Below are 16,025 nucleotides of genomic sequence, written 5' to 3'. Positions count from 1 at the left end.
GAAGTTCAGCCGCCCCAGGAGCCTGCTCGCCACGCCGGCTCAGCAACAGCAGACGCCGTGCGCCATGCCCGGTCACCAGATGCCGGGCCAGTACGCCACCAAGCGCACCCGTCGCCCCCGTGATCAACACGGTCCCGTCGGAATCGAACCGCAATCCCTCACCGTCTCCTGCCGTGGTCGCCCGGGTCAGCCGGGGAACACACAGCTCCCCACCCCGCACCGCGACCTGCGGCTCACCCGACGCCACAGCCGCAGCCAGCAGCTCCTCCCCACCACCGTCCACATCGACCAGCACGAACCGGCCCGGATGCTCCGACTGCGCCGCCCGCACCAGACCCCACACCGGCGCCGCACCCAGATCCGTGACGTCCCCGCCCTCACCGGCCGCAACCGCACCCGACGTCACCACCACAAGACGCGAACCCTCCTCCACCGCCTCATCACCGAGGAACTCCTGCACCAGCGCCAACGCCCGACGCGGCGCCTCCTCACCCGCGAGCCGCACCACCACATCCGCCCCACCCCCAGCAACCTCCGGCACCGCGACCCGCCGCCACTCCACCCGGAACAAACCATCGCTGCGGACGGTCGCCTGCACGGCCACCGGCCGTAGAGCCAACTCGTCGACAGACGCGACCAGCGCTCCGGTGGGGTCGGCCACGGTCAGTGCGACCGTGTCCGCACCCGTGCTCCTCAGCCGAACCCGCAGCATGGAAGCCCCCACCGCATGAACCTCAGCCCCACCCCACGCAAACGGAAGCCGCGCCGGAACATCCCCCTCCACCACACCAGGCAACAACGGATGCAACGCCGCATCCAACAACGCCGGATGCACCACAAACCGCCCCGCATCCACCCGCCACTCCTCACCCAACACCACCTCCGCAAACACCTCACCCTCACCCCGCCACACCCGCCGAAGACCGGCAAACCCCGGACCATAACCAAAACCAGCCTCAGCCAACCGCCCATACACACCCTCAACATCCACCTCCACACCACCCACCGGCGGCCACACACCCAACCCCTCACCCGAACCCACACCAGCCACCAACCGACCACTGGCATGCCCGGTCCACCCACCCCCATCACCCTCCACACACCCGAACACATCAATCCGCCGGCCACCGGAATCATCCGGTTCCGCAACGACCATCTGAAGCTGGACACCACCGCGTTCGGGGATCACCAGCGGAGCCGTCAGCATCAGCTCCTCGACGCGCTCGCACCCGACCTGTTCGCCGGCGCGCAGTGCGAGTTCGAGGAACGCGGTGCCCGGCAGCAACACCGAGCCCTGGACCCGGTGGTCGGCGAGCCACGGGTGGGTGGAAAGGGAGACCCTGCCGGTGAAGAGGTGGGCGTCCCGGTCGGCGATGCTTACGGCCCCGCCGAGCAGTGGATGGTCCGTCGCGTGCAGACCGAGTCCCGCCACGTCCAGCGGAGCCGTCGATGACGTGAGCCAGTAACGGTCGCGGCGGAAGGCGTACGTAGGCAGGTCGACGCGGCGGCCGCCGGGGTAGGTCGCCGCCGGGTCGAGGGCGCCGCCCCGCAGGTGCAGCAGGGCCAGGGCCGTCGTATGGGTGACGCTTTCCGGTCGCCCGGCCCGCAGCATCGGCGTGATGGCGCCGGCCTCCTCCGACAGGCAGTCCTGCACCATCGCGGTCAGCACTCCGTCGGGGCCGAGCTCCAGGTAGTCGGTGACGCCCTGCGCTTCGAGGAACCGTACGCAGTCGTGGAAACGGACGGCTTGGCGAATGTGCTGTGCCCAGTAGTCGGGCGACCGCAGCTGTTCGCCGGTGGCGAGTTCACCGGTCACGTTGGAGACGACGGGAATGCGCGGCTCGTGGAAGGTGAGCTGTGCGGCCACGGCACGGAATTCGTCCAGCACCTCGTCCATATGGGGTGAGTGGAAGGCGTGGCTGACCGGGAGCCGTTTGCTCTTGCGGCCCTTGGCCCGCCACAGTGCCGTGATCTTGTCTACCGCGGGTTCGTCGCCGGAGACGACGACGGCTCGGGGGCCGTTGACGGCGGCTACGGCGATCGCGTCGCCGTACTCGGCGAGGGTGACGCGCACCTCGTCCTCGGTGGCCTGCAGGGCGGCCATCGCACCGCACTCGCGGGCTGCCTGCATGAGCCTGCCGCGGGCCGCGACGAGCGCGCAGGCGTCCTGGAGAGAGAGCACGCCGGACACATGCGCCGCGGTGATCTCGCCGACGGAGTGGCCGAGAAGATAGTCGGGAGCGGCCCCGCGGCTCGTGGCCAGGCGGTACAGGGCGACCTCCAGGGCGAAGAGCGCGGCCTGGGTGAAGGCCGTCTGTTCGAGCAGCGCCGAGTCCGCGGAGTCGGCGGGAGCGAACAGAACGTCCTTCAGCGGCCGTCCGAGTCGGTCGTCCAGGTACGCGCACACCTCGTCCAACGCACGTGCGAACACGGGTTCCGCTGCGTGGAGTTCGCGGCCCATGCCGTGGCGCTGGCTGCCCTGCCCCGTGAACAGGAACGCGGTCTTCCCGCGGGAGACGGCGCTGTCGTCGCGTACGACACCGGCGGCTTTCTCCCCTTGTGCCAGGATGTCGAGGCCGCGCAGGATCTCGGCACGGTCCTCGCCCACGACCGCGGCACGCCGTTCCAGGGTGGCCCTGGTCGTCGCCAGCGAGAACCCGACGTCCACCAGAGGCAGTTCGGGGTGGGCCGTCAGATGGGCGTGCAGCCGCTCGGCCTGTCCGCGCAGTCCGGCCTCGTTCCGCGCGGAGAGGAACAGGGGGGTCGCGCCGGCCGGGCCGGCGGAAGCACTGGCCTCCGTCTCGGCTTCGATCGGCTGCTCGATGATGATGTGCGCGTTGGTACCGCTGATCCCGAAGGAGGAGATCCCGGCCCTGCGGGGTGTGTCCGTCACCGGCCACTCCCGGGCCTCGGTGAGCAACGACACCGCTCCCGCCTCCCAGTCCACATGCGGAGACGGCTCATCGACATGCAGCGTCCTGGGCAGAACACCATGCCGCATCGCCTGCACCATCTTGATCACACCACCGACACCCGCAGCAGCCTGCGCATGCCCGATGTTCGACTTCAACGACCCCAACCACAACGGCCGGCCATCCCGCCGACCCTGCCCATACGTGGCAAGCAACGCCTGCGCCTCGATCGGATCACCCAGCCTCGTTCCCGTCCCATGCGCCTCGACCACATCCACATCCGCAGCCGACACACCCGCATTCGCCAACGCCTGCCGGATCACCCGCTCCTGCGCAGGACCATTCGGCGCCGTCAGACCATTGGACGCACCATCCTGATTCACCGCACTCCCCCGCACCACCGCCAACACCCGATGCCCATTGCGCCGGGCATCCGACAGCCGCTCCACCAACAACAACCCCACACCCTCCGACCAACCCGTACCATCCGCAGCCGCCGAGAACGACTTGCACCGGCCGTCCTCGGAGAGCCCACGCTGACGGGAGAACTCGATGAAGGTGTTCGGTCCCGACATGACGGTGACGCCGCCGGCCAGCGCCAGGTCGCACTCCCCCTGGCGCAGCGCGTTGGCCGCCAGGTGCAGCGCTACCAGGGAGGACGAGCACGCCGTGTCCACCGTGACCGCCGGGCCCTCCAGACCGTACGTGTAGGCCAGCCGCCCGGAGACCACGCTGGAGAGGTTGCCCGCCAGCAGAAAGCCCTCGAATTCCTCGGGGCTCTTGGCCAGGCGTGAGGCGTAGTCGTCGTACATGGCACCCGCGTAGACGCCGGTGTTGGTGCCCCGTACGGTGGCCGGGTCGATGCCCGCGCTCTCGAACGTCTCCCACGCCGCCTGGAGCAGCAGTCGCTGCTGGGGATCGGTTGCCACCGCCTCGCGCGGTGACATCCCGAAGAACTCCGGGTCGAACTCGTCGGCGTCGTGGAGGAATCCACCATGCCGGGTGTAGGACGTGCCCGGCTGCGCCGGATCCGGGTCGTACAGCTCGTCCAGGTTCCAGCCGCGGTTGACCGGGAACTCGCCCACCGCGTCCACGCCGTCCGCCACCAGCCGCCACAAGTCCTCGGGCGAGTTCACACCGCCCGGGAAGCGGCAGGCCATGCCCACAATGGCGATGGGCTCGTCTGCGGCAGCCACGGCGGTCGCGCGTGGCGTTGTCGTGCTTGCGGTCCCGGCCACCATGCTGTGCAGATGGCGTGCGAGTGCCTTGGGTGAGGGGTGGTCGAAGACGGCGGTGGGGGGCAGGCGCAGTCCGGTGACCGTGCCGAGCCGGTTGCGCAGTTCGACACCGGCGAGTGAGTCGAAGCCGATCTCCTTGAAGGCGCGTTCGGGATCGATGCCGTTCGGGTCCCGGTGGCCCAGCACGGACGCGACGACGGCGCGCACCTCGTCGAGTACGGCGTCGAGTCGCTCCTCCTCGGGCAGTTCGGCGATGCGCCGCGCCCAGACGGCATCGGTTGGTGTCGCGCCACCGGCGGTCTTGGCGGCGGGGCGGGCGGGGCGCGCGCGGACGAGTCCGCGCAGCAACGGGGACGGCAGTTCGTCGGCCGCGTTCAGCGCGCCGGGGTTGAGCAGTACGGGCACGGCGAGGGCCGTGTCCGCCGCCAGCGCGGCGTCGAAGAGCGCGAGGCCCTGCTCGGGCGGAAGCGGCAGGATGCCGGAGCGGGCCCATCGGGCGCGGTCGGGCTCACTGAGGGAGCCGCCCATGCCGTGCTCGCCGCTCCACAGGCCCCAGGCGAGGGAGAGTCCCGTCAGTCCGTGTGCGCGTCGGTGCGCGGCGAGGCCGTCGAGGTAGGTGTTCCCGGCCGCGTAGTTGGCCTGTCCCGCGGTGCCGAGGAGGCCGGAGACGGACGAGTACAGCACGAAGGCGCTGAGGTGCTGATCCTGCGTCAGTTCATGGAGGTTGCGTGCGGCATCGGTCTTGGGGCGCAGCACGGCCGCCAGCCGGTCCTGGTTCAGTGACTCGATCGTGGCGTCGTCGAGGACACCTGCGGTGTGCACGACGGCTGTCAGCGGATGGTCGGCGGGTATGCCGGCGAGGACCTCGGAAAGGGCGTCCCGGTCGGCTGCGTCACAGGCCACGACAGTCACCTGCGCGCCCAGCTCTTCGAGTGAGTCGCGCAGTTCGGGCGCGCCTGGGGCCTGTTCGCCGCGTCGGCTCAGCAGCAGCAGACGCCGTGCGCCATGCCCGGTCACCAGATGCCGGGCCAGTACGGCGCCCAGGCCGCCCGTGCCGCCGGTGATCAGGACCGTGCCGTCGGGATCGAGGAGCACGGGCCGGTCAGCCGCGGACGGGGAACTACGGGTCAGCCGGGGAACACACAGCTCCCCACCCCGCACCGCGACCTGCGGCTCACCCGACGCCACAGCCGCAGCCACCAGCTCCTCCCCACCACCGTCCACATCGACCAGCACGAACCGGCCCCGATGCTCCGACTGCGCCGCCCGCACCAGACCCCACACCGGCGCCGCACCCAGATCCGTGACGTCCTCACCCTCACCGGCCGCAACCGCGCCCGACGTCACCACCACAAGACGCGAACCGTCCTCCACCGCCGCATCACCGAGGAACTGCTGGACCACATCCAGGGCACGCTCCGCAGCCCCGTCCCCCGAAATCCGTACGACGACGTCCGTGCCATCCGTCTCTCCGCCGACGGCCCGTGGCACCGCGATCCGCTGCCACTCCACGGCGAACAGCGCGTCCCGCACCTCGCCCGTCGTCTGTCGTAGCGCCTCCTTCGGCATCGGCCGCAGGGCCAGCGACCCGACGGTGGCGACCGGCGCGCCGGTGCCGTCCGCGAGGGTGAGGGTGACGGTGTCCGGGCCGGTCGGGGCGATGTGCGCGCGCAGCTCCGTCGCTCCCGTGGCGTGCACGGCGACGGCGCCCCACGCGAACGGCAGCCGGATGAGGTCGGGCCGACCGGTCTCGGCGGTGCTCAGGACGAGCGGGTGGAGTACGGCGTCGAGGAGGGCGGGGTGCAGGGCGTACCGCTCTGCCGTCGCGCGCTGGTCCTCGGGCAGCCGCAGCTCGGCGTAGAGGTCGTCGCCCGCGCGCCACAGTGCCCGCAGTCCCTGGAAGGCCGGGCCGTAGCCGTACCCGAGGGCGGCGAGCCGCTCGTAGGCGTCGGCGATCGGTTCCGGCGTGGCGCCCGGGGGCGGCCACTCGCGCAGGTCCCGCGCGGGCGGAGCGGCGGCGCTCAGCAGGCCGGAGGCGTGCCGGGTCCAGATGCGTGACTCGTCGTCACCGGCGTCGGGGCTCGCGTGCACCGTGAAGGGCCGGTTGCCGGCGGCGTCCGGTGCGGCGACCGCGACCTGGACGCGCACGGCCTGGCGTCGGGGCAGCACGAGCGGCGCTTCCAGGGTCAGTTCGGCGACATGGCGGGCGGGGGTGCGGTCGCCCGCCGCCACGGCCAGTTCGAGGAAGGCGGTGGCGGGGACGAGGACCGTGCCCTCGATGCTGTGGTCGGCCAGCCAGGGGTGGCTGGAGAGCGAGAGACGGCTGGTGAGGACGGTCTCGTCGCGGCCGGCCAGTTCGACCGCGGTGCTGAGCAGCGGGTGGTGCGTCGGGTCGAGGCCGAGACGGCGGGCGTCGCCGCGTGCCTCGGGCAGGAGCCAGTAGTGCTCGCGTTGGAAGGCGTATGTGGGCAGCTCGACGGGCCGGGCGCCGGGGAAGAAGGACGCCATGTCGACGGCGGCGCCCGCCGTGTGGGCCCGGGCGAGTCCGGCGACGAAGGCCTCGGGCTCTGCGCGGCCCGCGCGCTGGAGCGCGATCGCGGTGGCCGCCCCGGTGGTGAGCGAGTCGGCCGCCATGGCGGCGAGGACGGCGTCGGGGCCGACCTCGACGAGGACGGTGGCACCCTGGGTCTCCAGCGTGCGTGCGGCGTCGAGGAAGCGGACGGGTTCGCGGATCTGGCGTACCCAGTAGTCCGGGGAGCGCAGTTCGTCGGCGTGGGCCGGCTCGCCGGTGACGGTGGAGACGACCGGGATCCGGGGCGCGTGGTAGGTGAGCTCGGCGGCGACGGCCCGGAAGTCCTCCAGCACCTCGTCCATGTGCGGTGAGTGGAAGGCATGGCTCACCCGGAGCCTGCGGGTGCGGCGGCCACGGGCCTGCCAGGTCTCCGCGACGGCGAGGGCCGCGGGCGCGTCGCCCGAGATCACGACCGCTTCGGGGCCGTTGACGGCGGCGATGGCCAGGGCTTGCTCGTGGCCCGCGAGCGTCTCGCGGATCTCGTCCTCGCCGGCCTGGACGGCGATCATGGCGCCGCCTTCGCGGGCCGCTTCCATGAGGCGGCCGCGCGCGGCGACCAGGCGGGCCGCGTCGGCGAGGGACCACACCCCCGCGATGTGCGCGGCTGTCAGCTCGCCGATCGAGTGACCGGCGACGAGGTCCGGGGTGAGTCCGTGGTGCTCCAGCAGGCGGGTCAGCGCGACCTCGACCGCGAACAGCGCGGGTTGGGTGTACGTGGTCCGGTGCAGGAGCTCCGCGCCGTCCGGCACACCGGCTCCGCTCTCGTCCACGCTCTCGTCCACGTCCCGGTCCGCGGACATCACGGTGCGCAGCGGGCGGTCCAGGTGGGCGTCGAGCTCGGCGCACACGGCGTCGAATGCCTCGGCGAAGACCGGGTAGGTCTCGTACAACTCCCGTCCCATGCCGAGGCGTTGGGCCCCCTGGCCGGTGAAGAGGAATGCGGTGCGGCCGGTGCGGGCCGCGCTGCCGCGCACGACGCGGGGGGTGTCCTCGCCACGAACGAGTGCGTCGAGGCCGGCGAGGAGGTCGTCGATGCCGGTGCCGGTGACGACGGCTCGCTCTTCGAAGGCGGTACGCGTGGTGGCCAGGGCGCGTCCCACGGACGAAGGGCTCGGCTGCGGGTTGCGGAGCAGATGGTCGCGCAGCCGTCCTGCCTGGGCACGCAGGGCGGTGTCCGACCGGCCGGAGATCGCCCAGGGGACGGTCCGGGTCGGGCTGTCCCCCGTCGCGGCGGGGGCGGGCAGGGGCTCGGGCTCGGGCTCGGGCTCGGGCTCCTCGATGATCACATGGGCGTTGGTGCCGCTGATCCCGAACGAGGACACGGCGCTGCGCCGCGGACGGCGGGTCACCGGCCAGTCCCGTTGTTCGGTGAGAAGCTCGGCCGATCCGCCGGACCAGTCGACGTGCGGGGTCGGTTCGGTGACGTGCAGCGTGCGCGGCAGTATGCCGTGCCGCATCGCCTGGATCATCTTGATGACGCCGCCGACGCCCGCGGCCGCCTGGGCGTGGCCGATGTTCGACTTCAGTGACCCGAAGTACACCGGTTCCCGGCCGGCGCGGTCATGACCGTATGTGGCCAGGAGCGCCTCGGCCTCGATCGGGTCGCCGAGCCGGGTCCCGGTGCCGTGCGCCTCGACCGCGTCGACGTCCGCGGCCGTCAGGCCCGCGTCCGCCAGGGCCTGGCGGATCACCCGTTCCTGGGAGGGGCCGTTGGGTGCGGTCAGTCCGTTGGACGCGCCGTCCTGGTTGACGGCGGTGCCGCGGATCACGGCGAGCACCGGGTGGCCGTTGCGGCGCGCCTCGGAGAGCCGCTCGACGAGCAGCAGCCCCACGCCTTCGGCCCAGGAGGTGCCGTCCGCGTCGGCGGAGAACGACTTGCTGCGGCCGTCGGCGGCGAGCCCGCGCTGCCGGGAGAACTCGACGAACATGCCGGGCGACGACATGACCGTGACACCGCCGGCCAGCGCCATCGACGACTCGCCCGAGCGCAGCGAGCGCACAGCCATGTGCAGTGCGACCAGCGACGAGGAGCAGGCCGTGTCGACGGTGACGGCGGGTCCGAGGAGGCCCAACTGGTAGGCGATGCGGCCCGACATGACGCTTGCGGTGGTGCCGGTGAGGACATGGCCTTCGACGGCGCTGTCCGCGTCGTGCATGCGGGGGCCGTAGTCGAGGGCCGTGGCGCCGACGAAGACGCCGGTGCGGCTGCCGCTGAGCGTGCGGGGGTCGAGCCCCGCACGTTCGACCGTCTCCCAGGCGGTTTCCAGGAGCAGTCGCTGCTGGGGGTCCATGCCGAGGGCTTCACGCGGTGAGATGCCGAAGAAGGCGGCGTCGAACCGGCCGGCGTCGTGGAGGAATCCGCCCTGGTCGACGGTGCTGCGGCCGGTCCGGTCGGGGTCGGGGTCGTAGAGGTCCTCGTCCCAGCCGCGGTCGGTGGGGAAGGAGGAGACGGCGTCCACTCCGTCGGCGACGAGTCGCCACAGGTCCTCGGGGGTGGCGACCCCGCCGGGGTACCGGCACGCCATGCCGATGACGGCGATCGGTTCGCCGTCGTCGGCGGGGCCGGGTGCGGCGGGGACCGCGTCCGTCGTGTCCGTGCCCAGCAGTCGGGTCACGAGGTGGGCGATGAGCGCGGCGGGCGTCGGCTGGTCGAAGAGCAGTCCGGTGGGCAGTCGCAGACCGGTGGCGGCGGCGAGCGTGGAGCGCAGCTCGACGGCCAGCAGGGAGTCGAATCCGAGCTCCCTGAAGGTGAGGTGATGCTCGACGCGGTGGTGGTCGGCGTGTCCGAGGGCCGCCGCGATATGGGCGGTCACCAGGTCCGCGACGGCACGCTCGTCCCGTACGGCGTCCCGCCCCCGGTCCCTGCCCCCGTCCGGTCGTGTGCCGGAGTCCGGGGTGGCGTCGGGCGCGGCGCCGGGTGCGTCGGAGCCCGCCGGTAGGGCCCTTCGCGTGTTCGTGTCGAACCAGTGCCGCTCGCGCTGGAAGGCGTACGTGGGCAGCTCGGCGCGGCGCGCACCGGTGCCCTGGTACGCGGCGGTCCAGTCGACGTGTCCGCCCCGTACGAAGACGGTCGCCAGCGCGCCGACCAGCGTGGCGGGCTCGGACCGGCCCGCCCGCAGGGCGGCGACGGCGGCGGCCGGGCCGGGGTCGAGGACCGCATCGGCGACCATGGCCGCGCATACGCCGTCCGGGCCGAGTTCGAGGTAGGTGGTGACGCCCTCGGCCTCCAGCGTCCGTACCGCGTCCAGGAAGCGCACCGGGCGTCGCACCTGGTCCACCCAGTACTCCGGGGAGCACAGCTGCTCGGCGCCGGCCGAGCGGCCGGTGACGGTGGAGACGATGCCGAGGTGCGGCGGGCGGAAGTCCAGCGTCTCCACGACCGCCCTGAAGTCCTCCAGCATCGGCTCCATGAGCGGCGAGTGGAAGGCGTGGGAGACGGTGAGCCGCTTGGTCCGGTGCCCCGACGCGGCGAGCCGGGCGGCGACGTCGGCGGTGGCCTCCTCCTCGCCGGAGATCACCACGGCTCGGGGGCCGTTGACGGCGGCGACCGCGACCTCCTGCTCGCGACCGGCCAGCAGCGGCAGTACCCGGTCCTCGGCCGCCGCGACGGCGATCATGGCACCGCCGGCGGGCAGTGCCTGCATCAGCCGGCCGCGGGCGGCCACGAGCGCGCAGGCGTCCGCCAGGGAGAGGACCCCGGCCACGTGCGCGGCGGCTATCTCGCCGATCGAATGCCCGGCGAGGAGGTCGGGGCGTACGCCCCAGGACTCGACGAGGCGGAACAGCGCGACCTCGACGGCGAACAGGGCGGGCTGTGTGCAGGCGGTGTCGTCGAGTCCGGCGCCGGAGGCGATGATGTGGGCGACGTGCCGTCCGAGGAGCGGGTCCAGCTGGGCGCAGACGTCGTCGAAGGCGGTGGCGAACGCGGGGTAGGCGGCGTACAACTCGCGGCCCATGGCGACGCGTTGGCTTCCCTGGCCGGTGAACAGGACGGCGAGGCGTCCGGGCCCGGCGCTGCCGGAGACGACGTCGGGGGCGGGGCGGCCGGTGGCCAGCGCGTCGAGGCCGCGGAGCAGTGCTTCACGCACGGCGTCACGGCTCCGGGTGTCTTCCCGGGGGCCTCCGCTCGCGGTGGCTTCATCCGGACCGCCGGTTGCGGCCGTCGTGTGGCGCGATGTGCCGGCGCCTGGGGTGAGTACGACGGCCCGGTGGTCGAAGACCGCTCGGGTCGCGGCGAGCGACCAGCCCACGTCGACCGGGTCCTGGGCGGGTTCCGTCTCTCGTACGGCGTCACCCAGCCGTGCCGCCTGGGCGCTGAGGGCGTCGGCACCGCGCCCGGAGACGATCCACGGCAGTACGGCGGGGAGGTCGGCCCGCTCTCCCGGTCCGGGGCCGGCCGAGGGTCCTTCGCCGACGACGACATGGCAGTTCGTGCCGCCCATGCCGAAGGAGCTCACGCCTGCGAGCAGCGGTCGGTCCGGGCGCGGCCACGGTGTGACCGCGCGCTGTACCGCCAGGCCGAGCGCGTCGAAGGGGATGGCGGGGTTGGGCCGTTCGAAGTTGCGGCTGGGCGGCAGCTCGCGGTGGTGCAGGCTGAGGAGCGCCTTGAGCAGGCCCACGATGCCCGCCGCGCCTTCCAGATGGCCGACGTTGGTCTTGGCCGAGCCGATCAGCAGCCGGTCCCCGTCGGGTCGTCCCGCGCCCAGTGCCGCGCCGAGCGCCGCCGCCTCGATCGGGTCGCCGACCGGTGTTCCGGTGCCGTGCGCCTCGACGTACTGGACGGTGTGGGGGTCGATGCCGGCCTGCTCGTACGCCTGCCGGAGCACGCTCTCCTGCGCGTCCTGGCTGGGTACGGTCAGCCCGGGCGTGGCTCCGTCGCTGTTGACCGCGCTGCCGCGGATGACTCCGTAGACGCGGTCGCCGTCGGCGAGAGCGCGGTCCAGCGGCTTGAGGATCACCGCGCCGCCGCCCTCGCCGGGCACGAAGCCGTTCGCCCGGGCGTCGAAGGCGTAGCTCTCGCCGTCCGGGGACAGGCCGCCGAACCGCTCCTCGGTGACGGTGTGTTCGGCGAGGATGTTGAGGTTGACTCCGGCGGCGATCGCCGTCTCGGCCTCGCCGGACCGCAGGCTCTCGCAGGCGAGGTGGACGGCGACGAGCGACGAGGACTGCGCGGTGTCCACGGTGAGGCTGGGTCCGCGCAGGTCGAGGTGGTACGAGACCCGGTTGGCGATGACTCCGCGGTTGAGGCCGGTCATGGTGTGCTGGGTGATCGCCGCGGCGCCGTGCTGGTAGAGCAGGCTGGTGTAGTCGTCGCGCAGGGTTCCGACGTACACGGCGGTACGGCTGCCGGCGAGCGTGGTGGGCACGATGCCCGCGTCCTCCAGCGCCTCCCAGGCGAGTTCGAGGACGAGCCGCTGCTGCGGGTCCATCGCGGCAGCCTCTCGCGGCGATACCCCGAAGAACGCGGCGTCGAATTCACCGACCGAGTCCAGGAATCCGCCGCGACGGCCGTCCGGCCCCTCGGTGACGGCGCTCCCGCCCGCGCGCAGCAGCTCCCAGAACGCCCGGGGCCCCGAGACCTTCGGCAGTCGGCAGGACAACCCGACAACAGCGATTTCCTTCATGGCCGAGCGGTTCCCTTCTTCGCCGACTCAAGTCGACAACCACAGCCCAAGTAATTTCGGGAATGTGATCGACAGTCTGACTATGCGGGCCCCAGTGGGCAGTAATGTGCCGGTAACTCCCCTCTGACCAGCATCGCGGTGAGCTGCCCATTGCCTGGCGATGAGCCCCCGGTGAAGAGCGTTCGGTTACCTTCGGGCCACGTTCAACCGCCACGCCCAACCGCCGGCCTCTACAGCGAAAGTGGGAGCAGCCTCGACATGGCAAACACTCTCGAAAACACCGACCTCGCCAGCGACCCGGAAGAGCACGGAAAGCTGTATGTGCAGGCTTTCAATTCCGGTGACATCGAGACGCTCGACCGTATGTACACCGATGACGCGATCTCCGTCTGGGAGCCGGGAAATCCGCTGTCCGGGCAGGCACGCAAGGACGCACTGCGGGAGTTCATCGCGCTGAAGCCGAAAATGACCGCCAGCCTGCGCGAGTCGCACGTCACCGGTGACACGGCGCTGCTGGTCGTCGACTGGACGATCGACGTGACCGACCCGGAGGGCGAGCAGCACCTGTCGGGCACCGGCCTGGACGTGCTGCGGCGCGGCCGGGACGGCAAGTGGCGCTTCGCCGTGGACAACCCCTTCGGCGAGGGCTAGTGCCCCCACAGGCCGGGCGATTGCCGCTCAATGACCAACCACCGGAAAGAGGAGAGACGATGACGACGCCCGACGTCGAAGTGGCGTCCGTACTGGACGCGGTGAAGGCGGTCGTTCCGAAGCTCCGGGAGAACGGCACCGAGGCCGAGGACCGGCGCTGGATACCCGACGAGAACATCGAACTGCTGGAGAAGGCCGGTGTGTTCCGGCTGGCGGTGCCCCGCAGGTTCGGCGGGTACGAGGCCTCGCTCGCCGACCAGATCGCGGTCGTCGAGGAGATCTCCCGGGGCTGCGGCTCGACGGGGTGGGTGGCCGGGGCCTGGGTGCAGGGCGCCTGGGTGGCCTCGCTCTACCCGGACGAGGTGCAGGAGGAGATCTTCGCGGACGGCGATGTCCGTATCTCCGGAGGGCTCGCGCCCACCGCGAGCGCGACCCCTGCCGACGGGGGCTACGTCCTCAACGGGAGCTGGAACTTCAACACCGGCTGCCGTGGCGCGCGGTGGAACTTCGTGGCCGCGATCGTGGAACACCCGGACGGGACACCGGAGCCGGTGTACGCGCTCGTGCCGATGGACGAGCTGGACATCGCCGACGACTGGCATGTGTCCGCGGCCATCGGCACCGGGAGCTTCACCACGACGGCCACGAACGTGTTCGTCCCGGCGCGCCGTGTCGCCGGCGCGGCCGAACTGGTCACCGGCACCACCGGCGGACGTTCCAACGCCGGTGCCACGGGCCGTAACTACGGGCTCATCACCTATGTCTCGGCCGTGTCGCTCGCCGTGTACCTCGGCATCGCGCAGGGCGCGTACGAGTCGTTCGTCGCGCGTGTTCCGGGGCGGGGCATCACGTACACGAACTGGACGGACCAGGCCCAGCACCCGCTCACCCAGGTCAAGGTGGCCTCCGCGGCCAACCGGATCACCGCGGCCAGGGCGCTCGTCGACGGCTGTGTCCAGCTCCTGCAGCAGCGTGCCGACGCCGGGGAACACCCGTCGGTGGAGGACAGCGTCACGGTGCGCGGCCGGTCCGGCTTCGCGATCCAGCTGGCGAAGGAGGCCGTCGAGGAGCTCCACGATGTCACCGGCGCCTCCGCGCTCGCCCGCAAGGAGCCCTTCCAGCGCTTCTACCGGGACATGGAGGGCCTCTCGCGCCACGGGATGATGACGCCCTACACCAACCTCGAACTGCACGGACGTTTCCTGCTCGGGCTCGACCCGGACACGCTCTTCCTCTGACGTCCCCGGTTCCGCCGCCGCACCCGTGCGGCGGCAGGTCATCCCTGCACGTACTCGATCGACACCATCCGCGGACGGCTTCACAGGGCGACCGCCCTGGGAGCCGTCCGCTCGCACACATCGCCACACCGGAACCCTGATGGGGGAATTGTGAACAACAGCACCAACCGGCCCGCTCGTAGTGCACCGGCACACGCACTGCCCCGGCGCAGGGTTCTGAAGGTCGCGGGGACGACCGCGCTCGCCGCGTCGGCGGGGGTGGTCGGCGCGAACCTCGCGTCCGCAAGCAGCTCCTCGGACGACTCCGCCGGGAAGGGCTCGTACGACGCGATCGTCATCGGTGCCGGTTTCGCCGGCGTGACGGCCGCCCGTGAGCTGCGGGCCAAGGGTCTGAGGCCGCTGATCCTGGAGGCGCGCAACAGGATCGGCGGGCGCACCTGGACGGCCGACTTCAACGGGGTCACCGTCGAGATGGGCGGCGAGGCCGTCGACGAGAAGCAGCCGTACGTCTGGAACGAGGTCAAGCGGTACAGCACCGAACTGGCGACGGGCGTGGGGGCGGACCGCTACTACTTCCCCAAGGACGGCGGGTTCGCTCCCGTTCCGACCGCAGATGTCATTCCGCGGCTGAAGAGCCTGTTCAGCCCGATGTTCGACGGATCGAAGGACTACTTCCCGCGCCCGTACGAGCCGCTGTACCGGGCGGACCTGCTGCAGGACCTCGACAAGCTGTCGATGCGTGACCGCCTCAACCAGCTCCGGCTCTCCCCCGAGGACGAGAGCTGGATCAACGGCGCCACGGGCGGGCTGTCGGGCGGCTCCAGCACGCGTGGGGCGTTCACGATGCTCGCGCAGTCGTGGGCCCTGTCCGGGTACACCTTCGAGGGCTACCTGAGTATCAACACGTACCACCCGAAGCTGGGTACCGGTCAGCTGCTCCAGAACATGCTGAAGGACGCGGCGGCCGATCTGCGCCTCGCGTCGCCGGTCACCAGGATCGAGCAGAGCAACGGCCGGGTGCGCGTCACCATCCGCAGTGGTCAGGTCTTCACGGCACCGGTCGCCGTGCTGGCCGTGCCGGTCAACATCTGGAAGACCATCTCGTTCAGCCCGGCGCTGCCCAGCGAGTACCAGAGCGCGTCCAAGGCGGGCATGGGCGTTCCCAACGTGCAGAAGCTCTGGCTGCACGTCAAGGGCGACACCGGCCTGTTCGCGACGAACCCGGCGGAGGGCACCAGGCTCGGCGCGGTCCGTCCGCACGCGACGCTCCCCGACGGCGGAACGCTGATGTTCGGCTTCGCGTACGACCCCACGCTCGACTGCTCGGACCCCGCCGTGGTCCAGAGCGAGCTGCGGAAGATCGTGCCGGAGGTCGAGGTCGTGGCCGCCAAGGCGCAGAGCTGGGCCGCCGATCCGTTCTCCCAGGGCGGCTGGGCGTGCAGGCATCCCGGGGAGCTGACCGGTCCGTTCCGCGCGATCCAGCAGCCGCAGGGCAGGATCGTGTTCGCCGGCAGTGACATCGCCAACGGCTGGAGCGGCTACATCGACGGGGCGGTCGAGTCGGGCTTCACAGCGGCGAAGCAGGCGGTGGCCATCGCCGCGGGCACGACCGCGGCAGCGGCCCGCTAGCCGCCGGCGTTCCCACCGTCACCGAGCGACCGGTCGCCGACGTGGTCGGCGGCCGGTCGCTCATGTCGTGGGGGCCGGCGCCGCGTTGCGGGCGGGCGAGGTGCCGCCCACCGAGCCCGGGGACGGTTACGTCGTCCGGCCGGTCGTGTTCGCATGTTCCA

At 71.8% G+C, this 16,025-nt stretch carries 4 protein-coding genes; 3 read left to right on the top strand and 1 reads right to left on the bottom strand.

Annotated elements, in window-relative coordinates; all coding sequences use genetic code 11:
* Nucleotides 1-12,346, bottom strand: a 12,346-nt coding sequence (locus ABT171_RS29455) for an SDR family NAD(P)-dependent oxidoreductase (RefSeq protein ID WP_351249018.1), incomplete at its 3' end; no start/stop codon positions are given.
* A gap of 258 nt (nucleotides 12,347-12,604) precedes the next feature.
* Here ABT171_RS29455 and ABT171_RS29450 point away from each other — a divergent pair.
* The 3 genes from ABT171_RS29450 to ABT171_RS29440 all read left to right on the top strand — a co-directional run bounded on the left by ABT171_RS29450 (nucleotide 12,605) and on the right by ABT171_RS29440 (nucleotide 15,864).
* Entirely contained in the window at nucleotides 12,605-12,997 is a 393-nt protein-coding gene (locus tag ABT171_RS29450) for a YybH family protein (RefSeq protein WP_351249016.1), read from the top strand.
* A gap of 59 nt (nucleotides 12,998-13,056) precedes the next feature.
* Nucleotides 13,057-14,235 carry an acyl-CoA dehydrogenase family protein gene (locus tag ABT171_RS29445; RefSeq protein ID WP_351249014.1) on the top strand — a complete coding sequence of 393 codons (1,179 nt, stop codon included), beginning with the start codon at nucleotides 13,057-13,059 and terminating at the stop codon, nucleotides 14,233-14,235.
* A gap of 150 nt (nucleotides 14,236-14,385) precedes the next feature.
* Complete coding sequence (locus ABT171_RS29440) at nucleotides 14,386-15,864, top strand: flavin monoamine oxidase family protein (RefSeq protein ID WP_351249012.1); 1,479 nt, start codon at nucleotides 14,386-14,388, stop codon at nucleotides 15,862-15,864.
* Nucleotides 15,865-16,025: the final 161 nt, after the last annotated feature.

Origin of the sequence: Streptomyces sp. NPDC001851 (assembly GCF_040297165.1) — a bacterium.
Classification (GTDB): Bacteria; Actinomycetota; Actinomycetes; order Streptomycetales; family Streptomycetaceae; genus Streptomyces.
The sequence above is the reverse complement of the archived record's forward strand: the minus strand, read 5'-3'. Positions and strand labels throughout refer to the sequence as shown.